We start from the raw sequence: 21647 nt of genomic DNA, 5'->3' as shown, positions 1-21647 counted from the left end.
GTGGAACCCCCCCGCAGCCAGGTGCCGCCGACCAGCACGGCCAAGGGTGCGCTGCGCCGCCTGGCCCAGTCCAAGCTCGAGCCCACGCCCGAGAACTACGCCCGCGCCTATGCCGAGGAACTGGGCCAGCCGCCGCCGGTCAACGAGGCCAAGGCCCAGGGTGCGGCCTGGGCCGCCCTGGTCGAGCGCCTCGTGCGCCATCTTGATCGCGGCGGCCGCCAATGGACCATGGCGCGGCGCAAGGACAGTCTGCGCCGCGTGCTCGACAGCAGCCGCAGCGATGCGCAGCGCCTGCTGCAGCGCCTGCAGTCGCTGCTTTCAGCCTGGGAAAGCGACCAGCCCGCCGATCCGGCCCAGACTGGCGTCGAAGACCCGCCGATCGAGGCGCCGGTCGCGCCGCCAGCAGGTCATGGCAGTTGGACACCGGCCCTGGCCCATCTCGAGCAGACGGTGCGCGCCGGCCTGGCAGGCGACGAGCCCCGCGCCAGCGAACTGGCCCATCAATTGGGCCGGCTCGCTGACGCCCTGGCTGGCGAGGGCATCACCGCCGGCCGCCTGGCCGAGCTGGATGCGTTGTGTACGCGTGCGCGTCGGCTGTTTGCCCACCGCCACCACCTGGTCGAGGAACTGGCCGCACTTTGCCGCGAACTCGGTGCCGGCCTCGTCGAGTTGTCGGAAGATGAAAGCTGGGCCCAGGGCCAGTGCCGCAATCTGCAGGCCCGACTTGCCGACGACCTGAGCGTGCGCAGCGTGCGTGCCGCCGCCAGCTTGTTGGCCGAGACGCGCGGGCACCAGCAGACCGTGCGCGGCGAGCGCCAGGCCGCACGCGACGCACTCAAGCAACTCATTCACGACATGCTGGTCGAGGTGGGCGAACTCGGCGAAACCACGGGCCGCTTCACGCTGGCCACCGAGCGTCATGCCGAGGCCATCGAGTCTGCCGACACGCTTGAAAGCCTGGCCGGCGTCGTCAAGGCCATGCTGGCCGACAGCCGTGCCGTGCAGCAGGCGGTGGCGCAGTCGCAAGAGCGCCTGCAGGCCGACCGTGGCCGCGCCGGCGAGCTCGAAGACCGTGTGCGCCAGCTCGAGGCCGAACTGCTGCGCCTGTCCGACGAGGTCTCCACCGATGCGCTCACCCAGGTGGCCAACCGGCGCGGCCTGACACAGCAATTCGAGGCCGAGAGTGCGCGCGCCCTGCGCAGCGATGGCGCCGAGTTGTCGGTGGCGCTGATCGACATTGACAACTTCAAGCGCCTCAACGACAGCCTGGGCCACACCGCGGGCGACCAGGCCCTCAAGACCCTGGCCGCGGCGGTGCGCGAACGCCTGCGCCCGGTGGACCACCTGGCGCGCTTCGGCGGCGAAGAGTTCGTCGTGCTGCTGCCTGCCACCGCGGTGGCCGAGGCGCAGCAGACCCTCACGCGGCTGCAGCGCAGCCTCAGCGAAGCGTTGTTTATGTACGACGGCCGCGAGGTCTTTGTGACATTCTCTGCCGGCGTCACCGCCTGGCAGGTGGGCGAGGCGCTCGAAACCACGCTCGAACGCGCCGACGAAGCCCTCTACGAAGCCAAGCGCACAGGCAAGAACCGCACCTGCATAGCCTGAGATCGGAGCCGCGACTTCTTGTCGCCTTTGGAAACATCCAGGTCTTCAACGCGTCATGCTTGGCGACGATAGTAGGCTCAAGGTCCGGAATTCCGGGCCGCGAACCGCTGCCACGACCGACCATGCCCGCCCTCATGCGTATCTTCGACCCCCTGCGCCAGGCTGCGGCCCTGATCTTCAAGCGCGACCTGGCACTGCGCCGCGACGCCGGCGGCGTCCACATCGTGCTCGAGGCCGTCGTGGCGACTCCGGCCAAGCCGGCCAAGGTCATGCGCGCCGAAGCCAGTGACCGCCGCCAGCGCGAGGAACTGACCCTAATCCTCAAGCAACTGAAGCAGTTGCTCGACGAGATGCCGGAGAGCCGCCAGACCCTGCGCCACCTGGTCTTCGTCGAGCAGGCCCTGGTGAAGAAGGGCCTGCGCGCCCTGCACAAGCTGCCGCTGGATGTGCTGCAGCGCGCACTTGAGCAGCTCGAAGGCCTGGTTACCAACTGGTCGCCGGTGGGGCTGGCCAATCTGCGTTCCAAGATGGCCGTGGCCGTGCTCGACCGCGAGCACCAGGACCCCCAGGCCGAGGGCGACGCCTATCGCACCGCTGCCGTGCTCGACACGGCGCCCGAGCAGCCCAAGGAAGAGCCCGAATCCACGAGCGAAGCCGAAGCCCTGGCCGCGGCCTATGCCGCGCTTGGAGCGGCCGCCCCCATCGACGCGCCGGTGCAGATGCAGCCTGAGCTGGGCGCGCGCTCGGCCCATGCCGTGGCGCCGGCCAACCGCAGCAGCGAGCGTTCTGGCCCCCTAGCGCTGCGCGAGTTGCACACCTGAGCGGCCCGGGCCGCGGCCCACGGGCCGGCCACAAGCTAGGGATGTGGCCGCCCCGACCTTCCAACCCGAGTAGATTCGGCGCTTCTTTCGGCGCACTAGGGGAGGTCGCTCATGCTCTGGCTCAGACTGGCCCTGGCGGGGGCCGTCGTTGTCGCTGTGATGGGGGCGGTGGTCAAGTTCACCTCCTTCCTGGCCGAGAAGGATCGCCTGGTCCAGGAACGCGACCAGTTGATCCTCGATCTCAATGCCAAGGTCACCGGCCTGCGCGGCGATCTCGACCGCGTCCAGGCCTCGAACGCCTCGCTTGAGCAAGAGCTGCGGCGCAAGATCGAAGAAGCCGCACGCGCACGCCAGGAGGCGAGCATGCTGCGCGCCAGCGACTCCGAGTCGGCACGCCGCCAGCGCGACCTTGAGCGCAAGCTCAACGACCGCGAGCGCGTCGAGCAGCTCGACCGCCTCACGCACTCGCGTGGCGCCGAGCGCGTGGTGCGCGCCGTCAACCGCTCGGCAAAGTGCGAGATCGAGAACTTCTTCCAGACCGAAGGCCTGTGCCGCAACGGCGAATGGGTGCCCAGCAAGCCCGCTCCCAAGGCCGATGCGGCGCGCGTGCCCGCCACCGAAGGAGCCGCCAATGCGCCGCGCCAGCCCTGACTTCGCGCTGCTGGTGGTGGCCACCTGCCTGGCCGGCTGTGCTACCAACCGCCTGAGCGCCCCCGAGCCGGTGGCCACGGTGAAACTGGTGCAGACGACCACCTATCCCGAACTGCCGGACATCCAGATGCCTGTCGAGCCCGTGCTGCTGCCGTGGGAGTACGAGGTGCCGCGCGATCTGTCGCGCATGGAGCCCAAGAGCACGCCGGATTGCGAGCGCGTGCCCGACAAGGAGCGCGACGACGCCTTCTGGGCGCGCTGCGGCGAACGCCCGGTCATCCGGGACACCAATGTGCTGTTCGGCTTCGACCAGCGCAACTGGAACATCCTGCTGTCCAATTTTGCCAAGCTGCGCGAATACATCTTTCAGCTGCGCGCCCGCGTCGACCTCGCCAACGAGTCGCGCCGCGAGTGGCGCCGCCGGGCCGAGGAGGAGCGCCGCCGGGTCGACGCGCTGACGGCCACCGCGGCGCCCGCCCGGCCGGCCAGCGCGCCGTAGCGGCTGGCCCACGCAAAGAATCTACGCCCAGGTGTGGAGAGCTTCACACCTCGCGGGGCCCCGGCAGCGCGGCGTCGCGCCACACTCTCGGCATGCAAATCGTCGACCTCTACCGCTGGCGCGTCACCGATCCGGTGAGCCAACGCCGCTACGTCACCCGCTACCCCTTGAGCGAAGCCAACGCGCGGGATCTCGATCCTGCGGCCGAGCGTGTCGAGGGCTCGCACACGCAAATGGTGGTGCCCACCATCGTGTTGCCGCCGAGCGCCCAGCGCCGGCAGATCGCCGCCGTCTAGGCCGCAGCACCCCGCTTGGGGCGGGGAAAAAATAAAAAGGCCGGTCGCCGCGTGGTTCGCGGCGACCGGCCTTTTGTCTGGGGCCGGTTCTGGCTGACGCGCCTCAGCGCGAGGCAGCGGCCGAAGCCGCATCGGCAGTGGTGGCCGGCGCCGCCGTCGCGGCCGGCGCCGCCGGGGTCGCCGCGGGCGTGGCAGCGGCAGGCCCTGCCGCTGCCGGGTGCTCGGTCGCCTTGGTGGCAGCCGTCATCGGGAGCAGCGGCACGATCAGCAGGGCTACGATGTTGATGATCTTGATCAGCGGGTTGACGGCCGGGCCGGCGGTGTCCTTGTAGGGGTCGCCCACGGTGTCGCCGGTGACGGCGCTCTTGTGTGCGTCGCCGCCCTTCTTGTGCAGCACGCCGTTGCTGTCGGTGAAGCCTTCCTCGATCAGTTTCTTGGCGTTGTCCCAGGCGCCGCCGCCGGTACACATGCTGATGCCGACGAAGAGGCCGGTGACGATGGTGCCCATCAGCAGGCCGCCCAGCGCGGCCGGGCCGAGCAGCATGCCCACCACGATGGGGGCCACCACAGGCAGCAGCGAGGGCACGATCATTTCCTTGATCGCCGCCGTGGTGAGCATGTCGACCGCGGCGCTGTAGTCGGGCTTGCGCTTGTTGGCCATGATCTGGCCGTCGGCGAACTGCTTGCGCACTTCCACCACCACGGCGCCGGCGGCGCGGCCCACGGCCTCCATCGCCATCGCGCCGAAGAGGTAGGGGATGAGGCCGCCAATGAAGAGGCCCACGATCACCTTGTGGTCGCTGAGGTCGAAGCTGAGCGCCATGCCGCGCGCTTCCAGCGCGTGGGTGTAGTCGGCGAACAGCACCAGCGCGGCGAGGCCGGCGGAGCCGATGGCATAGCCCTTGGTGACGGCCTTGGTGGTGTTGCCCACGGCGTCCAGCGGGTCGGTGATGTCGCGCACGCTGCTGGGCAATTCGGCCATCTCGGCGATGCCGCCGGCGTTGTCGGTGATGGGGCCGTAGGCGTCGAGCGCGACCACGATGCCGGCCATGCTCAGCATCGAAGTGGCGGCGATGGCGATGCCGTAGAGGCCGGCCAGTGCGAAGGCGGCGTAGATGGCGGCACAGATGAAGATCACCGGGTAGGCGGTGGACTTCATGCTCACGCCCAGGCCGGCGATGATGTTGGTGCCGTGGCCGGTGGTCGAGGCCTGCGCGATGTGCTGCACCGGGCTGTACTGGGTGCCGGTGTAGAACTCGGTGATCCAGACCATGGCGGCGGTGAGCAGCAGGCCCACCAGGCAGGCGCCGATCAGGCGCATCTGCGTGCCGGCGCCGAGCGCGTCATCGGGCATCACCACCTTGGTGACGGCGATGAAGGCGATGAAGGACAGCACGCCAGCGACGATCAGGCCCTTGTACAGGGCGGGCATCACGTTCTTCATGCCCGGCGTGGCCTTGACGAAGCCGCAGCCGATGATGGAGGCGATGATGGAGACGCCACCCAGTACCATGGGGTAGACCACCGCAGCGACCGCGGCGTTCTTGACCATCAGCGCGCCCAGGGCCATGGCCGCGATCAGCGTCACGGCATAGGTCTCGAACAGGTCGGCCGCCATACCGGCGCAGTCGCCGACGTTGTCGCCCACGTTGTCGGCGATCACCGCCGGGTTGCGCGGATCGTCCTCGGGGATGCCGGCCTCGACCTTGCCCACCAGGTCAGCGCCGACGTCGGCGCCCTTGGTGAAGATGCCGCCGCCCAGGCGCGCGAAGATGGAGATCAGCGACGAGCCGAAGGCCAGGCCCAGCAGCGGCTTGAGCGTCTCGGGATCGACGTTGACGCCGCCGGTGATGGCGAGGAAGAAGCCGCCCACGCCCAGCAGTCCCAGGCCCACCACCAGCATGCCGGTGATGGCACCGCCCTTGAAGGCGACATCCAGTGCCGGGCCAATGCCCTTGGTGGCCGCCTGGGCGGTGCGCACGTTGGCGCGCACCGAGACGTTCATGCCGATGAAGCCACAGGCGCCCGACAGCAGCGCGCCAAGCACGAAACCGACGGCCGTCTTGGTGCCCAGGAAGACAAGGATCAGCACCGCCAGCACGACGCCGACGATGGCGATGGTGCGGTACTGCCGCGCCAGATAGGCGGCGGCGCCCTGCTGGATGGCGTTGGAAATCTCCTGCATGCGGGCGCTGCCCGCGTCCTGGCTCAGGATCCAACTTCGCTGGACGAAGCCGTAGACGACGGCGGCCAGGCCGCACGCCAGCGCCAAGTACAGCGCCATGGAGGTGCTCATAGGGTGAATCTCCTTCCTCGTTTCGGATTTCTGATGGCGCGCCCGTATCCAGGCCTCGCCAGGGGGCATTTGCCGCGCGGCGGATGCTAACGGATGGCGTCGGCGCTTCCGCGTCGGGTTTGCCAGCGGAAGTTTGCGCTGCGTCAGGGCAGGGCAAGTTCGACCTCTAGAATCTGCCCCATCAAGGCCACGACGGCCGTACAAGCGAAGCACCACCATGAGCCTGCACAACGTGACCCCGGGCGAAAAGGCTCCGGACGAATTCAACGTCATCATCGAGATTCCGATGAATGCCGACCCGATCAAGTACGAGGTCGACCACGAAACCGGCGCGCTCTTCGTCGACCGCTTCATGAGCACGGCCATGCACTACCCGTGCAATTACGGCTACATCCCCAATACCCTGGCCGACGACGGCGACCCGGTCGACGTGCTCGTCATCACGCCGGTGCCGCTGATTCCGGGCGTGGTCGTCACCTGCCGCCCGCTGGGCATGCTGCGCATGGACGACGAGGCCGGCGGCGACAACAAGCTGATTGCCGTGCCCATCGACAAGATCCTGTCGATCTACACGCAGTGGAAAAAGCCGGAAGACCTCAACCCGCTGCGCCTGAAGACCATCCAGCACTTCTTCGAGCACTACAAGGATCTCGAAGTTGGCAAGTGGGTCAAGGTGCTGGGCTGGGAAGGCCCCGAGGCCGCCAAGCAGGAAGTCACCACCGGCATGGCCAACTTCAAGGCCGCCCACGCCGGCTGACACTCAAGGGCGGCTTGCTCAGGCCGCCTTGAACGGGTTGCGCTCGCGCAACTCGTCCGTGTATTGCGCCAGGCCCTGGCTCTCGCTGGCCAGGAAATCGGCCACGGCGCCGGCAAAGCGCTCGTCGCGCAGCCAATGCGCCGAGGCCGTGGCCACCGGCAGCAGGCCGCGCGCCATCTTGTGCTCGCCCTGGGCACCGCCTTCGAAGCGCGTCATGCCATTCGCCAGGCACCAGGCCAGCGGCTGGTAGTAGCAGGCCTCGAAGTGCAGGCAGGGGATGGGCTCGACGCAGCCCCAGTAGCGACCCCAGGCCGCGCCGCGCTCGCGGTCGATGGCGACCAGCGAGGTCGCCACCGGCTCACCGGCGCGCCGCGCCACGAACATCAGCCAATGCTCGGGCATGGCAGCCGCCATGCGCGCGAAGAAGTCGCGCGTCAGATAGGGCGTGCTCTGGTGCGCCTGGTAAGTGAGGGTGTAGCAGCGGTAGAAAAAGTCCCACAGCGGCGCCGTGATGGCCGCGCCCTCGTACACGCTGAACTTCACGCCCTGCTCGGCGACGCGGCGGCGCTCCTGCTGGATCTTCTTGCGCTTGTCGCGCTGCATGCGGGCCAACAGGGCGGGAAAATCGGCCACCGGCTGGGCCGCGTCATGGGTCCAGTGGAATTGAACGCCCTCGCGCAGCATCCAGCCGGCGCGCCCCAGCGCCGCGCGGTCGGCGTCGTCGACAAAGAGCAGGTGGGCCGACGACAGCTTCGACTCGCGCGCCAGTTGGCCCAGGGCCTCGACGAGAAGAGTGCGCCAGGCTTCGTCCTGAGCCAGCAGGCGCGTGCCCGACACCGGCGTGAAGGGCACGGCGCCCAGCAGCTTGGGGTAGTAGCGCAGGCCGTGGCGGCGGTAGGCGTCGGCCCAGGCCCAGTCGAAGACGTATTCGCCGTAGGAGTGGCTCTTGGCATAGAGTGCGCAGGCCGCCTGCAGCCGGCCGCCCTGGTGCAGCGTCAGGAAGCGCGGCGACCAGCCTGTGCCCGGCACGGCACTGGCCGAGGCGTGCAGAGCCGCCAGGTATTCGTGGCGCATGAAGGGCGTGGGCGAGGGCTGCGTGGCCAGCAAGGCGTTCCAGGCCGCGGCGTCCAGCGCCAGCGGGTCGTCGTGAAGGCCGATGACATAATCGTTCGCAGTGAATTCCATCGGCGTCATTCAGGGTCTTGCATGTTGAAAGTGGCGCTGGCGCAGCTGAATCCGACAGTGGGCGATCTGCCCGGCAACGCCCGCCTGCTCGCTGATGCGGCCCGGCGCGCCCACGCGGCCGGCGCCCGGCTGGTGGTGGCGCCCGAGCTGGTGCTCACCGGCTACCCGCCCGAAGACCTGCTGCTGCGCCCGGCCTTCATGCAGGCCTGCGAGGCCGAGTTGCAGGCCCTGGCAGCCAGCCTGGCCGATTGCGAGGGCCTGCACCTGGTTGTCGGCCACCCTCAGGCCATCGATGGGCGCGGCGATCTTAGGTCCAAGTCGCTGGCCGTGCAGCGGCGCTTCAATGCGGCCTCGGTGCTGGCCGGCGGCGTCGTCGTCGGCACCTACTGCAAGCGCGAGCTGCCCAACTACCAGGTCTTCGACGAACGGCGCTACTTCGTCTCCGGCCGTGATGCGGGCATGGCGCCGCTGGTGTTCGAGGTTGGGGGGCTGCGGGTCGGCCTGCTGATCTGCGAGGACGCCTGGTTCGATGAGCCGGCGCGCGCCGCCTGCGCTGCTGGCGCCGAGTTGCTGTGCGTGCTCAACGCCTCGCCCTTCCACCTCGACAAGGCCGGCGAGCGCGAGCAGCGCATGGCCGAGCGGGCGCGCGCCTGCGGCCGGCCGCTGCTCTACGCCCATCTGGTGGGCGGCCAGGACGAGGTCGTCTTCGACGGTGCCTCGTTTGCGCTCGATGCCGTGGGCGCGATCTGCGCACGCGCACCGGCCTTCGAGGACGCGCTGCTGATGATCGATATCGGGGCCGACCGCGTGCCGCGCGGCGTCATCCACCCGGTGCCGGAGCCCGAGGCCCAGGCCTGGGCAGCGCTGGTGCTGGGCGTGCGCGACTATCTCGGCAAGAACGGCTTCCCGGGCGCCCTCATCGGCCTGTCGGGCGGCATCGACTCGGCCCTGGTGCTGGCACTGGCGGTGGACGCGCTGGGTGCCGACCGCGTGCGTGCGGTGATGATGCCCTCGCCCTACACGGCCGACATCTCCTGGATCGATGCGCGTGAGATGGCCTCGCGCCTGGGCGTGCGCTACGACGAAATCGCCATCGAACCCATGTTCCAGGCCTTCCGCGCCGGCCTGGCGCCGCAGTTTGCCGGCCTGGCCGAAGACACGACCGAAGAGAACCTGCAGGCGCGCATCCGCGGCACGTTGCTGATGGCGTTGTCCAACAAGACCGGCGCCATCGTGCTGACCACCGGCAACAAGAGCGAGATGGCCACCGGCTACTGCACGCTCTACGGTGACATGGCGGGCGGCTTCGCCGTCATCAAGGACGTGGCCAAGACCCTGGTCTACCGCCTGGCCGAATGGAAGAACCGCCAGCCCGCACGGCGCGCCGATGGCAGCCTGGGGCCGGTGATTCCCGAGCGCATCATCACGCGGCCGCCCTCGGCTGAACTGCGCCCCGACCAGACCGACCAGGACAGCCTGCCCCCCTATGAGGTGCTCGACGCCATCCTGGCGCTCTACATGGAAGAAGACCAGGGCATAGAGACCATCGTCGCCGCCGGCTATGCGCGCGCCGACGTCGAGCGCGTCACGCGCCTGATCAAGTTCAACGAGTACAAGCGGCGCCAGGCGCCGGTGGGCATACGCATCACGCACCGCGCCTTCGGGCGCGACTGGCGCTATCCCATCACGTCCAGGTTCCGTGCTTAAATCCACGCCAAACATCCTTCCCACATCCGGAGCCCGCCATGAAGCAGATCACCGCCGTCATCAAGCCCTTCAAGCTCGAAGAGGTCCGTGAATCGCTGGGCGATGTGGGTGTCTCGGGCCTTACCGTCACCGAGGTCAAGGGCTTCGGCCGCCAGAAGGGCCACACCGAGCTCTACCGGGGCGCCGAGTACGTGGTCGACTTCCTGCCCAAGGTGAAGATCGAGGTCGTCGTCAAGGACGACGACGTCGACCGCTGCATCGAGGCCATCGTCAAGGCGGCCAAGACCGGCAAGATCGGTGACGGCAAGATTTTTGTCACCAGCGTCGAGCAGGTGGTGCGCATCCGCACCGGCGAGACCGACGAAGCGGCGGTCTGAGCTCGCTTCTGACGCGCGACCTCAGACTTTTGTGTAGTCGGCAGCCTTGGGCCGCCCTGGCGCCAGGCGCCGCGCCAGTTCGAGCAGCAGGCTCTCGGGCTCGGTGCCCACCAGCAGCGCATCGTGCTGGGCCTGCGACAGAAAGCCCTGGTCGACGGTGTGGCGCATGAAGCGCAGCATGTCGTCGTAGTAGCCGGCGATATTGAGCAGGCCCACGGGGCTGGCATGGTAGCCGAGCTGACGCCAGGTCCAGACCTCGTAAAGCTCTTCCAGCGTGCCGATGCCGCCGGGCAGGGCGACGAAGGCGTCGGCCCGCTCGGCCATCATTTGCTTGCGTACATGCATCGAAGGCACGACGTGCAGTTCGTGCAGGCCCAGATGGCCGACCTCCAGCTTCTTGAGCGATTCCGGGATCACGCCGATGACGCGGCCGCCGTGGGCCAGCACCGCGTCGGCCACCTCGCCCATCAGGCCGACCTTGCCCCCGCCATAGACCAGTTGCCACCCGCGTGTGCCTATGGCCGCGCCGAGGGCGCGTGCGGCCTCGGTGTAGGCGGGGTCGGCGCCGTGGCGCGAGCCGCAATAGACGCAGATGCTCAGGGGTTCGGTGGCCATGTCAGGATTTGCTGCGAGGTGGCGGTGTCCATTGGATCAGCCGTGTGCGGCAGACCGCATCGTGCCAATATTGACGGTCCGGATGCAGCCGTGTCAGGCCGGCATAGGCCAGTACGCCGACGAAGATGACGGCGAAGGCCGGCCAGCCGGCGCCCAGGCCGGTGAAGTGCAGCGTCGCCAGTGCGGGCAAGAACCACATCCATGCCAGCAGGTAGCGGCAGGCGGCGCGCCAGCGGCTCACCGGGGCACCCGTGCGCGTCACCAGCCGAATCTGCCAGGTCTGCATCGCCAGCGTCTGGCCGCCGCGGGTCCAGAACCAGACGAAGTAGAGGCCGAGCACCGCAAATACGAAGAGCTGCAATCCCTGCTTGCCCTGAAGCGCGTGGCGTTGCTGCATCAGCGGGCTGTAGACCAGCCCGGCCGCCATCACGACGCCGAACAGCAGCACGCCCTCGTAGGCGAAGCAGGCGAGTCGGCGCCGCAGCCCTGGCGTCACCAGGGCCCTGGGAACTGCGCTCACGGCCGGCTGGCGGGCGCGCTCGGGGGCGGCGTGCGCACCGCGGCACCTTGCGGCCCACGCTTGGGCAGCAGCGTGGCGCGGTCGACAAAGCCCGGCGTGGCAGCGATCTTGGGCATTCCCGGCTGATGGTGGGGCGGCGGGTCAGCGCGTGCCGTCATGCTGGTGGTGGTGGCGCCGGGCTTGGCCTGCACCACCGTTGGAGAAACCGGCTTGACTTGGGCGCCGGTGGCCATGGGTGCCACATTGCGCTTGCTGTTCGTGACCAAGGCCGCCGGCTGGGTGGTGGGTGCCGAGACGGCCGGCTTGGTGCGCGCGGCCAGGCTCTTGCGCTCATCGGGCGAGAGCGCCTGGTAGGCCTCCCACTTGGCCTGGCGCTCATAAGCCGGAATCTGCTGCGCCTCTTGAAACTGCAGCCGGGCCTGCGCGCGCTGGTTCGGGCTCATGCGCGCCCACTCGGACATGCGCTGTTGCACGCGCTCGCGCTCGGCCGCGGGCATGGAGGGAAAGCGCGCGGCCACCTCAAGCCACTTGCTCTTGCGCTGCGCGTCAATGCCGGCCCAGTCTTGCTGCAGCGGCGCCAGCACCTGCTTCTGGGCCGGTGTCAGGGCGGTCCAGGCGGGGCCGCCGGCGGGGTCGGCAGCCATGGCCACCGTGACGACGGCCGCCAGCAGCGCGGGCAGGGCCCGGGCAAGCAGGCGCAGGGTTCCCGCCCTCGTCACGGCGCCTGGCCCGCGATCAGGAATTCTGCGAAACCGGGGTCGGAGTAGGCGGCCGGGGGCAGGTCGTCGGCCAGCAGACGCGCATCGATGTCGGCGGCGGCGAGCACCTGCTCGCGGACCGACCATTCCTCGATCATCAGGAAGCCGGCCACGAGCACGACCAGGGGCAGCACCGAGGCGGCGCGCTGCCACCAGGGAACGAAACCCCCGAACACGGCGACGCCGCGCGGCGAGACGGCCACCACCGTGGGGCTGGCGGGGGCCGGAGCGGACTGCAAGCGTGCTTCGCGTGCGCGAGCGAGCGCCTGTTCGCGGGCAAAGCGCAGCCGCTCGGTCACGTCGTGCGGCAGCGTCTCTATGCCGGTGGACAGGCGGCTCGCGAACTGGGCCGCGAGCCGGGCCTCGAGGGCGTGGACGTCGGTGATCGAGTTCTTGATGTTCATGGCGAGATTCCCTTGGCTCGAAGCGCCTTTGCCAACGCATGAACGGCTCGCGAGCAGTGTGTCTTGACACTGCCCTCCGAGCAACCCATGACCACCGCGGTCTCGGACACATCGAACTCTTCCCAGTAACGCAGGAGGAAGGCTTCCCGTTGACGCGCCGGCAGCGCACCGACCTCGGCATCGATCAGTTGCAGGATTTGTGCCCTCGACACGGCGTCGGACGCGCTCTCGGTGCCCAGTGTGTCCTCGAGCGTGTGCAGGGTTTCCAGCAGGTCGAAGTCGCCATCGTCGTCCGGCGATTCGAAGTCCGACAGGTTTTGCATCACCGCGCCGCGGACTTTTTCACGCCGGAACCAGTCCATCGTGGCATTGGACAGGATGCGCTGGAAGACCAGCGGCAACTCGGCGGCGGGGCGGTCGGCGTACTTCTCGGCCAGGCGGATCATCGCGTCCTGCACGATGTCCAGTGCCGCATCCTCGCTGCGCACGGCGTAGACGGCGCGCTTGAAGGCACGCTTCTCGATGCTCTTGAGGAAGTCTGACAGTTCTTTGTCGGTGGCCAACGCGGACTTGTGGCAAGGGCCCGAAGCGGGCGCGCGGAATTATGGCATCGCCCCCGCAGGGCGCACCCGAACGGCGCACCCCGCGGGCGCCGGCGGCCTGAACGCGGTGCATAATGCTGCTCCGCACAACCGCTACTTTGGGTCCTAAGCCCGGCCGTCAGACCCCGACGGCGGAATTTTGACCGCGCAGGCTCCGATTCCGTCTCACGAGGGCGAGAGGAGGGGCACCAATGGTTTTTCGTCAGAGAAAATCGCAAAGGTTCGAAATGGATATGTCTGCCGCGGAAGTCAGGCGTGCCGCCTTGGCACAAGCGCCTTCTTCTTCCTCCTCCCCTTCTTCTCCCGCCCATCCCGAGCTCAACGGCTCCGAGATCCTCGTGCGCTGCCTGCAGGCCGAGGGCGTGCGCTACCTCTGGGGCTATCCCGGCGGGTCGGTGCTGTACATCTACGACGCGCTGTACAAGCAGAACACGATCGAGCATGTGCTGGTGCGCCATGAACAGGCCGCTGTCCATGCCGCCGACGGCTATGCGCGTGCCACCGGCGATGTCGGCGTGGCCCTGGTCACCTCCGGCCCCGGGGTCACGAATGCCGTCACCGGCATCGCGACCGCCTACATGGACTCGATCCCGATGGTCATCGTCACCGGCCAGGTGCCGACGCCGGCCATCGGCCTGGACGCCTTCCAGGAGTGCGACACGGTCGGCATCACGCGGCCCGTGGTCAAGCACAACTTCCTCGTCAAGGACGTGCGCGATCTCGCGCTGACGATGAAGAAGGCCTTCCACATCGCGCGCACCGGACGCCCCGGCCCGGTGGTGGTGGACATCCCGAAAGACGTGTCGCTCAAGACCGCGCCCTTCCACTACCCCGAGACGGTGGAGATGCGCTCCTACAACCCGGTGCGCAAGGGCCATGGCGGGCAGATCCGCAAGGCCGTGCAGTTGCTGCTGCAGGCCAAGCGGCCCTACATCTACACCGGCGGCGGCGTCATCCTGGGCAATGCCTCGGCCGAACTGCGCCGGCTCACCGACCTGCTGGGCTTCCCCTGCACCAACACGTTGATGGGCCTGGGCGCCATCCCGCACAGCGACCCCAAGTTCCTCGGCATGCTGGGCATGCACGGCACCTACGAAGCCAACATGACCATGCAGCACTGCGACGTGCTGCTGGCCGTGGGCGCGCGCTTCGATGACCGCGTGATCGGCAATCCCAAGCACTTCGCCTCGGTCGAACGCAAGATCATCCACATCGACATCGACCCCTCGTCAATTTCCAAGCGCGTGCGCGTCGACGTGCCCATCGTCGGGGACGTGAAGGAAGTGCTGATCGAACTGGCGGCGCAGATCAAGGAAGCGCAGGTCCATCCCGATGCCGGTGCGCTCTCGGCCTGGTGGAACCAGATTGGCGAATGGCGCAAGCGCGAGTGCCTGGCGTACAAGCACAGCACCGAGGTCATCAAGCCGCAGATGGTGGTCGAGAAGCTGTGGCAGCTGACGCGCGAGCGCGACACCTACATCACCAGCGATGTCGGCCAGCACCAGATGTGGGCGGCGCAGTTCTACCGCTTCGAGGAGCCGCGGCGCTGGATCAATTCCGGCGGCCTGGGCACCATGGGCGTGGGCCTGCCCTATGCGATGGGTATCAAGCTGGCCAAGCCGGATTCCGACGTCTTCTGCATCACCGGCGAGGGCTCGATCCAGATGTGCATCCAGGAGCTTTCCACCTGCATGCAGTACAAGACCCCGGTCAAGATCGTCTCGCTCAACAACCGCTATCTGGGCATGGTGCGCCAGTGGCAGCAGCTCGACTATGGCGGCCGCTATTCGCACAGCTACATGGACGCGCTGCCCGACTTCGTCAAGCTGGCCGAGGCCTACGGCCACGTCGGCATCAAGGTCGAGAACCCGGCCGATGTCGAGCCGGCGCTGCGCGAGGCCATCCGCCTGAAGGACCGCACGGTCTTTCTCGACGTGCGCACCGATCCCACCGAGAACGTCTGGCCCATGGTCCAGGCGGGCAAGGGCATCAGCGAGATGCTGCTGGGCTCCGAGGAACTGTGAGCCACTGAATCCGCGTCGCGGCCCCGGTGTTACCGCGCCGGGGCCGGCGCCGCGCAAGAGGTGGCCCGCAAGCCCGGAGCGTTTTCAATCCACTTCCATCCCCGACGTGGCCCAGTGACGGCGGTTACCGCTGCCGGCGGCAAAGCTCACGCAAAGGACATCCAAGCATGAAACACATCATTGCCGTGCTGCTCGAGAACGAGGCCGGCGCCCTGTCGCGCGTGGTGGCGCTGTTTTCCGCCCGCGGCTACAACATCGAGAGCCTGACGGTGGCGCCCACCGAGGACGCCAGCCTCTCGCGCATGACCATCGTCACCACCGGCAGCGACGAGGTGATCGAGCAGATCACCAAGCACCTGAACCGCCTCATCGAGGTCGTCAAGGTGGTCGACCTCACCGAGGGCAGCTTCACCGAGCGCGAGCTGATGCTGATCAAGGTGCGCGCGGTGGGCAAGGAGCGCGAGGAGATGACGCGCATGGCCGACATCTTCCGTGGCCGCATCATCGACGTGACCGAGAAGAGCTACACGATAGAGCTCACCGGCGACTCTTCCAAGCTCGACGCTTTCCTGGTCGCCATCGACCGCGCCGCCATCCTGGAAACCGTGCGAACCGGCGCCAGCGGCATAGGCCGTGGCGAGCGCATCCTGAGGGTCTGACGCCCACCCCCGGCCCGGCCGCCTTGGCGGCGGGCGCCCGATAACCGAGACAATCCCTTTTTTCTGGAGAGAACCATGAAGGTCTATTACGACAAGGACGCCGACCTCAGCCTCATCAAGGGCAAGAACGTCACCATCATCGGCTACGGCTCGCAGGGCCATGCCCATGCGCAAAACCTCAACGACAGCGGCGTGCGCGTCACCGTCGGCCTGCGCAAGGGCGGTGCCAGCTGGTCCAAGGTCGAGAAGGCCGGCCTGCGCGTGGCCGAGGTGGCCGACGCGGTGAAGCAGGCCGATGTCGTGATGATCCTGCTGCCCGACGAGCAGATCGGCGCCGTCTACAAGAACGATGTCGAGCCCAACATCCGCCAGGGCGCGTCGCTGGCCTTCGCGCACGGCTTCAACGTGCATTACGGCCAGGTCGTGCCGCGCGACGACCTCGATGTCTGGATGGTGGCGCCCAAGGCCCCCGGCCACACCGTGCGCAACACCTACACCCAGGGCGGCGGCGTGCCCCACCTGATCGCCGTGCATGCCGACAAGAGCGGTCGTGCGCGCGACCTGGCGCTGTCGTATGCGGCGGCCAATGGAGGCGGCAAGGCCGGCATCATCGAGACGAACTTCCGCGAAGAGACCGAGACGGATTTGTTCGGTGAGCAGGCCGTGCTGTGCGGTGGCACGGTGGAACTGATCAAGGCCGGTTACGAGACGCTGGTGGAAGCCGGCTACGCGCCCGAGATGGCCTATTTCGAGTGCCTGCACGAGCTGAAGCTGATCGTCGACCTCATCTACGAGGGCGGCATCGCGAACATGAACTACTCGATCAGCAACAACGCCGAATACGGCGAGTACGTCACCGGCCCCAAGATCGTCACCGAAGAGACCAAGAAGGCCATGAAGCAGGCCCTCAAGGACATCCAGACCGGCGAGTACGCCAAGAGCTTCATCCTCGAGAACCGCGCCGGCGCGCCCACGCTGCTGAGCCGCCGCCGCCTGACCTCGGAGCATTCCATCGAAGTCGTCGGCGACAAGCTGCGCGCGATGATGCCCTGGATCAAGGCCAACAAGCTGGTCGACCGCAGCCGCAACTGAGCGCGGCTCTTTGCCCCAGGCCCGCGCCGGAAGGCGCGGCGCCTGCAGGCTGGTCTTGTGGCGCGCTATCCTCGCGGCCATGAGCGAAGACCCGACGAATCCCGCCGATCACGCCGAGCACGGCGATGACGATGTCCACCCGGCGGCGCCGCTGCCGCCACGCCGCCGCGGCATCTATGTGCTGCCCAATGCCATCACGCTGGCGGCGCTGTTCTCCGGCTTCTACGGCATCGTGATGGCCATCAACGGCCGCTTCGAGCTGGCCTGTGTTTCCATCTTCGTCGCCGCCGTGCTCGACAGTCTGGACGGCCGCGTCGCGCGCATGACCAATGCGCAAAGCGCCTTCGGCGAACAGATGGACAGCCTTTGCGACATGGTCAGCTTCGGCGCCGCGCCGGCGCTGATCATGTACATCTGGGCCTTCAAGGACATGGGCAAGGCGGGCTGGATTCCGGCCTTCGTCTACATCGCGGGTGCGGCGCTGCGGCTGGCGCGCTTCAACGTCAACATCGGCGTCATCGACAAGCGCTTCTTCCAGGGCTTGCCAAGCCCGGCCGCCGCGGCCATCGTGATGGGCCTGGTGTGGGTGATGGACGATGCGGGCTACCGCAACGCCTCGCGCATCGACTGGCTGACATGGATCGCCTTCGGCGTGACGCTGTTCGCCGGCCTGTCGATGGTGACCAATGCGCCCTTCTACAGCTTCAAGGTCTTCGGCGGCCGCCGTACCGTGCCCTTCATCGTGATCGTGGCCATCGCCCTGGGCATCGCCATCGTCGCGCTCGACCCGCCGCGCGTGCTGTTCGCCATCTTCTGCGCCTATGGCCTGTCGGGCTACCTCGTCTACGGCTGGCGAAAGTGGAAGGGCCGGCCGGCGAGCATGATCGCGATCTCGACCGACGAACCCGACGAGAAGGGCCTGCATCCCTGACGGGACGCATGCTATATTGCCCGTCATGAATTCGACATTCCGCCCCTTTGCAGCGCTAGCGCTCCTAGCCACACCGCGGGTGCGCTGATCGATTTCGTCCCTATTTTTTCCGATCAACGGCCCGCCAGCGCAAAGCAGCGGGCCGTTGTTCATTTCCGAGCTGCTTGCGACCCCCCACTCTCGAAAGCACGACCATGACCGACAAGCTCATCATCTTCGACACCACCTTGCGCGACGGCGAGCAATCGCCCGGCGCCTCGATGACGCGCGACGAGAAGCTGCGCATCGCGCGCCAGCTCGAGCGGCTGCGCGTGGACGTCATCGAGGCCGGCTTCGCGGCATCGAGCAATGGCGATTTCGAGGCCGTGCGCGCCATTGCCGACGCCATCCGCGAATCCACCGTGTGCTCGTTGGCGCGCGCCAATGACCGCGACATCGGCCGTGCCGCCGAGGCGCTGAAGGGGGCGGCGCGCGCTCGCATCCACACCTTCATCGCCACCAGCGAACTGCACATGGAGAAGAAGCTGCGCATGACGCGCGACCAGGTCTTCGAGCAGGCGCGGCTGGCGGTGCGCTTCGCGCGCAATCTGTGCGGCGACATCGAGTTCTCGCCCGAAGACGGCTACCGCTCCGACCCTGATTTCTTGTGCCGCGTGATCGAGGCCGTGATTGCCGAGGGCGCCACCACCATCAACATCCCCGACACCGTGGGCTATGCCATCCCCGAGCTCTACGGCCAGTTCATCCTCGATCTGCGCCGGCGCATCCCCAACGCTGACAAGGCCGTGTGGTCGGTGCATTGCCACAACGACCTCGGCATGGCGGTGGCCAATTCGCTGGCCGGCGTGATGATCGGCGGCGCACGCCAAGTCGAATGCACCATCAACGGCCTCGGCGAGCGCGCCGGCAACTGCTCGCTCGAAGAGGTGGTGATGGCGGTGCGCACGCGGCGCGACTACTTCGGCCTTGAGGTCGGCGTCGACGCGAGCCAGATCGTGCCCGCCTCGCGCATGGTGAGCCAGACCACCGGCTTCGTGGTGCAGCCCAATAAGGCCGTGGTGGGCGCCAACGCCTTTGCCCACGCCAGCGGCATCCACCAGGACGGCGTGCTCAAGGCGCGCGACACCTACGAGATCATGCGCGCCGAAGACGTGGGCTGGAGCGCCAACAAGATCGTGCTGGGCAAGCTCTCGGGCCGCAATGCCTTCAAGCAGCGCCTGCAGGACCTGGGCGTGGCGCTCGAGTCGGAATCGGACATCAACGCCGCCTTCGCCCGCTTCAAGGATCTGGCCGACCGCAAGAGCGAGATCTTCGACGAGGACATCATCGCCCTCGTCGGTGACGACAGCGTCACGCATGACCAGGAGCACTACCGGCTGCTCGCGCTGTCCCAGCATTCGGCGATGGGCGAGCGGCCGCATGCGCGCGTGGCCTTCGCCGCCGGCGGTGTCGAGCAGCACGCCGACAGCGATGGCAACGGCCCGGTCGACGCCAGCCTCAAGGCCATCGAGTCGCGCGTGAAGAGTGGCGCCGAAATGATGCTTTACTCGGTCAATGCGATCACCTCGGGCAGCACAGAATCGCAGGGCGAGGTCACGGTGCGGCTACAACTCGGCGGCCGCGTCGTCAACGGGGTCGGTGCCGATCCCGACATCGTGGTGGCCTCGGCCAAGGCCTATCTGTCGGCGCTGAACAAGCTGCACAGCAACGCGGATCGCGTCGCCGCGCAAGGTTGACGCGGCGGGCTCCAGGCGCCCCGTCCGCGGGGCGCCATCGCACTGCAGCCGCAGCTTGAGGAAGTTCGCGCAAACGATTGATCTTGTGTGCCTTTTTTCGGTCGCCTACACTGCACCCTGCGCGAACGTGAGGTCTGTGGTGAAAATTCGAATTCCGCTGTTGTTCTCCGGCCTCGGCGCCGCATTCCTGGCCCTTGTGCTCTCGCTCGCGCCACTGCACGCAGCCGAGGCTGCCACCCAGCCGGCCAAGACGGCCAAGGCGGCCAAACCCGCCAAGGGCGGCAAGGCTGCCAAGCGCCCCACCCGCAAGGCGCCGGCGCGCAAGGTGGCGGAGCGCGCCGAGCCTGCTCGCCCCTCGTTTGGCCAGATGGCCGGTTTGCGCCTGGCCGAGGATGAACTGGCGCTCAAGTCCAGTGTCGCGCTGGTCATCGACCAGGACACCGACGAGGTGTTGTTCAGCAAGAACCCGAACGCGGTGCTGCCCATTGCCTCGATCACCAAGCTGATGACGGCCCTGGTCGTCACCGAGGCCCAGCTGCCGCTGGACGAGGTTCTGACCGTGACCCAGGACGATGTCGTTGCCACCGCCGGCAGCCGCTCGCGCCTGAACGTGGGCACCAGCCTCACGCGCGGCGAGATGCTGCACCTGGCGCTGATGGCCTCGGAGAACCGCGCGGCCCATCTGCTGGGCCGCACCTATCCCGGCGGCATCGAGCGCTTCGTGGCCGAGATGAATGCCAAGGCCGGCGCGCTGGGCATGAACGACACGCGCTATGTCGAGCCCACCGGCCTTTCCAGCGACAACCAGTCCAGCGCCCAGGATTTGACGCGCCTGGTCAAGGCCGCCTCGGCACACCCCGTCATCCGCGAGTTCTCGACCTCGCCCGAGGCCGCCGTGCCGGTGGGCCGGCGCACGGTGCAATTCCGCAGCACCAATGGCCTGGTGCGCAACCCCGAATGGGACATCGGCCTGCAGAAGACCGGCTACATCGCCGCCGCCGGGCGCTGCCTGGTGATGCAGGCCCATCTTGCCGGGCGCCAGCTCATCATGGTGCTGCTCGATTCGGCCGGCAAATATTCGCGCATCGGAGACGCCGAGCGCATCCGCAAATGGCTGGCGACGGCGTCCTTCATTCCCTCGGCGCACGCCGCCGAGCCGCTGCAGGCCCAACCGCGCTGAAGCCAGTCGCCAGGGCTGCCGCCTTCGCCTGATTCAGGCCTTGTGGCCCAGCGCCGACGAGATCTGCGCCGCGGTCGTCTTGACGCGCTCGAGCCAGCTTTCCTCCAGCCGGTCGGCCGGTGCCGAAACCGACAAACCTGCCAGCAGCGTGCCCTGGTCGTCGAAGATGCCGGCGGCCATGCATCGCACGCCCAGTTCCAGTTCCTCGTCATCGCGTGCGATGCCGCTGGCGCGCACGCCGGCCAGTTCACGCTCGAGCCGTGGCAGTTCGGTGATGCTGTTGCGCGTGTGGCCGGTGAGGCCGGTGCGCGCCGCGTAGGCGCGCACGCGCGCCGAATCGTCATGGGCCAGGAAGAGCTTGCCGACCGAGGTGAGGTGCAGCGGCGCACGGCCGCCCACCGTGCGCACCACCTGCATGCCCGAGCGCTCGCTGTAGGCGCGCTCGATGTAGACGATCTCGTCGCCCTGGCGCATCGACAGATTCACTGGCTGGTGCGTCACCTTGTGGAGGTCGCGCATCGGGCCCAGCGCCGCGTCGCGCACGTCGAGCCTGGCCTTCACCAGGTTGCCCAGTTCCAGCAGGCGCATGCCGAGGCGGTAGCTGCCAGCCTGGGGACGGTCGACGAAGCGGCCCAGCGTCAGATCGTTGAGGATGCGGTGGGCCGTGGACGGGTGCAGGCCAGTGCGCTCGGCAATGTCCTTGAGCGACATCGGATCCTGCTGCGAGGCCAGCATGTCGAGCAGCGCGAAGCTGCGCTCGAGAACCTGGATGGTGGGGTGGTCTTTCGGGGTCATGGTCGGAGTCTGGGTGCAAGCTTACCCTGATATCGCATGACGGAATCGAAAACTGCATGCCGGAAGGTTGGCCTGTGCGCCCTGCTGGCGGGCGCCGCCCTTGCCACGCTTGGCGCCTGTGCCGGTGCCGAACTGCC

The 21647-nt window shown here is 67.9% G+C and carries 22 protein-coding genes; 14 read left to right on the top strand and 8 right to left on the bottom strand.

The window, feature by feature from the left end:
* The 5 genes from JMV16_RS21405 (at nt 1) to JMV16_RS21385 (ending at nt 3872) form a co-directional block, all read left to right on the top strand.
* Complete coding sequence (locus tag JMV16_RS21405) at nt 1-1605, top strand: sensor domain-containing diguanylate cyclase (protein WP_236580646.1); 1605 nt, start codon at nt 1-3, stop codon at nt 1603-1605.
* A gap of 134 nt (nt 1606-1739) precedes the next feature.
* Nucleotides 1740-2426 (top strand): hypothetical protein, encoded by a 687-nt coding sequence (locus tag JMV16_RS21400; protein ID WP_201496348.1) that lies wholly within the window; start codon nt 1740-1742, stop codon nt 2424-2426.
* A 111-nt stretch (nt 2427-2537) separates the two neighbouring features.
* Nucleotides 2538-3077 (top strand): hypothetical protein, encoded by a 540-nt coding sequence (locus JMV16_RS21395; RefSeq protein ID WP_201496347.1) that lies wholly within the window; start codon nt 2538-2540, stop codon nt 3075-3077.
* The gene (locus tag JMV16_RS21390) at nt 3058-3576 is read left to right on the top strand and encodes a hypothetical protein (RefSeq protein ID WP_201496346.1); all 519 of its coding nucleotides are present in this window, start codon (nt 3058-3060) and stop codon (nt 3574-3576) included. The genes JMV16_RS21395 and JMV16_RS21390 overlap by 20 nt, the downstream gene beginning before the upstream one ends.
* Nucleotides 3577-3668: 92 nt before the next feature.
* Entirely contained in the window at nt 3669-3872 is a 204-nt protein-coding gene (locus JMV16_RS21385) for a hypothetical protein (RefSeq protein ID WP_201496345.1), read from the top strand.
* A 103-nt stretch (nt 3873-3975) separates the two neighbouring features.
* Here the strand turns inward: JMV16_RS21385 and JMV16_RS21380 are convergent, their stop codons facing one another.
* Nucleotides 3976-6168 carry a sodium-translocating pyrophosphatase gene (locus JMV16_RS21380; RefSeq protein ID WP_201496344.1) on the bottom strand — a complete coding sequence of 731 codons (2193 nt, stop codon included), beginning with the start codon at nt 6166-6168 and terminating at the stop codon, nt 3976-3978.
* A gap of 217 nt (nt 6169-6385) precedes the next feature.
* On the opposite strand from JMV16_RS21380, the gene ppa reads away from it, so the two are divergent.
* The gene (gene ppa / locus JMV16_RS21375; protein WP_201496343.1) at nt 6386-6925 is read left to right on the top strand and encodes an inorganic diphosphatase; all 540 of its coding nucleotides are present in this window, start codon (nt 6386-6388) and stop codon (nt 6923-6925) included.
* An 18-nt stretch (nt 6926-6943) separates the two neighbouring features.
* Here ppa and JMV16_RS21370 read toward each other — a convergent pair whose 3' ends face one another.
* Nucleotides 6944-8110 (bottom strand): GNAT family N-acetyltransferase, encoded by a 1167-nt coding sequence (locus tag JMV16_RS21370; RefSeq protein ID WP_201496342.1) that lies wholly within the window; start codon nt 8108-8110, stop codon nt 6944-6946.
* A gap of 21 nt (nt 8111-8131) precedes the next feature.
* Between JMV16_RS21370 and JMV16_RS21365 the strand changes: the two genes are divergently transcribed.
* Nucleotides 8132-9817, top strand: a complete 1686-nt coding sequence (locus tag JMV16_RS21365) for an NAD+ synthase (RefSeq protein ID WP_201496341.1) — start codon at nt 8132-8134, stop codon at nt 9815-9817.
* 38 nt (nt 9818-9855) lie between these two features.
* Nucleotides 9856-10194: a P-II family nitrogen regulator gene (glnK, locus tag JMV16_RS21360; protein ID WP_201496340.1), complete on the top strand. Its 339-nt coding sequence runs from the start codon at nt 9856-9858 to the stop codon at nt 10192-10194.
* A 21-nt stretch (nt 10195-10215) separates the two neighbouring features.
* Here the strand turns inward: glnK and JMV16_RS21355 are convergent, their stop codons facing one another.
* From JMV16_RS21355 to JMV16_RS21335, 5 genes are read right to left on the bottom strand one after another with little or no spacing between them, the layout of a single operon-like run.
* Nucleotides 10216-10809, bottom strand: coding sequence for a TIGR00730 family Rossman fold protein (locus JMV16_RS21355; protein WP_201496339.1), 594 nt, complete (start codon nt 10807-10809; stop codon nt 10216-10218).
* A gap of 1 nt (nt 10810) precedes the next feature.
* Nucleotides 10811-11305: an RDD family protein gene (locus JMV16_RS21350; RefSeq protein WP_255511432.1), complete on the bottom strand. Its 495-nt coding sequence runs from the start codon at nt 11303-11305 to the stop codon at nt 10811-10813.
* 20 nt (nt 11306-11325) lie between these two features.
* A complete protein-coding gene (locus JMV16_RS21345; protein ID WP_236580644.1) occupies nt 11326-12048 on the bottom strand; it encodes a DUF3106 domain-containing protein in 723 nt (240 codons plus the stop codon).
* Nucleotides 12045-12491 carry a DUF3619 family protein gene (locus JMV16_RS21340; RefSeq protein ID WP_201496337.1) on the bottom strand — a complete coding sequence of 149 codons (447 nt, stop codon included), beginning with the start codon at nt 12489-12491 and terminating at the stop codon, nt 12045-12047. The genes JMV16_RS21345 and JMV16_RS21340 overlap by 4 nt, the downstream gene beginning before the upstream one ends.
* Nucleotides 12488-13054 (bottom strand): RNA polymerase sigma factor, encoded by a 567-nt coding sequence (locus JMV16_RS21335; RefSeq protein ID WP_201496336.1) that lies wholly within the window; start codon nt 13052-13054, stop codon nt 12488-12490. Before JMV16_RS21335 ends, JMV16_RS21340 begins: the two co-directional genes overlap by 4 nt.
* 266 nt (nt 13055-13320) lie before the next feature.
* Here JMV16_RS21335 and JMV16_RS21330 point away from each other — a divergent pair, with 266 nt between their 5' ends.
* The 6 genes from JMV16_RS21330 to pbpG all read left to right on the top strand — a co-directional run bounded on the left by JMV16_RS21330 (nt 13321) and on the right by pbpG (nt 20715).
* Entirely contained in the window at nt 13321-15117 is a 1797-nt protein-coding gene (locus JMV16_RS21330) for an acetolactate synthase 3 catalytic subunit (protein WP_201496335.1), read from the top strand.
* 167 nt (nt 15118-15284) lie between these two features.
* Complete coding sequence (gene ilvN, locus JMV16_RS21325) at nt 15285-15776, top strand: acetolactate synthase small subunit (protein WP_201496334.1); 492 nt, start codon at nt 15285-15287, stop codon at nt 15774-15776.
* Between the two features lie 75 nt (nt 15777-15851).
* Nucleotides 15852-16868, top strand: coding sequence for a ketol-acid reductoisomerase (ilvC, locus tag JMV16_RS21320; RefSeq protein ID WP_201496333.1), 1017 nt, complete (start codon nt 15852-15854; stop codon nt 16866-16868).
* 79 nt (nt 16869-16947) lie between these two features.
* Entirely contained in the window at nt 16948-17799 is an 852-nt protein-coding gene (pssA, locus tag JMV16_RS21315; protein ID WP_201496332.1) for a CDP-diacylglycerol--serine O-phosphatidyltransferase, read from the top strand.
* Between the two features lie 194 nt (nt 17800-17993).
* Nucleotides 17994-19535 carry a 2-isopropylmalate synthase gene (locus tag JMV16_RS21310; protein ID WP_201496331.1) on the top strand — a complete coding sequence of 514 codons (1542 nt, stop codon included), beginning with the start codon at nt 17994-17996 and terminating at the stop codon, nt 19533-19535.
* A gap of 139 nt (nt 19536-19674) precedes the next feature.
* A complete protein-coding gene (gene pbpG / locus JMV16_RS21305; RefSeq protein WP_411565062.1) occupies nt 19675-20715 on the top strand; it encodes a D-alanyl-D-alanine endopeptidase in 1041 nt (346 codons plus the stop codon).
* A 33-nt stretch (nt 20716-20748) separates the two neighbouring features.
* On the opposite strand, the gene JMV16_RS21300 is transcribed toward pbpG, so the two are convergent.
* Complete coding sequence (locus JMV16_RS21300; protein WP_201496330.1) at nt 20749-21510, bottom strand: IclR family transcriptional regulator; 762 nt, start codon at nt 21508-21510, stop codon at nt 20749-20751.
* Nucleotides 21511-21647 lie beyond the last annotated feature (137 nt).

Source organism: Rubrivivax sp. A210, from assembly GCF_904426505.1.
Taxonomy (GTDB): Bacteria; Pseudomonadota; Gammaproteobacteria; order Burkholderiales; family Burkholderiaceae_C; genus Rubrivivax.
This window is presented reverse-complemented; position numbering and strand designations above follow the sequence as displayed.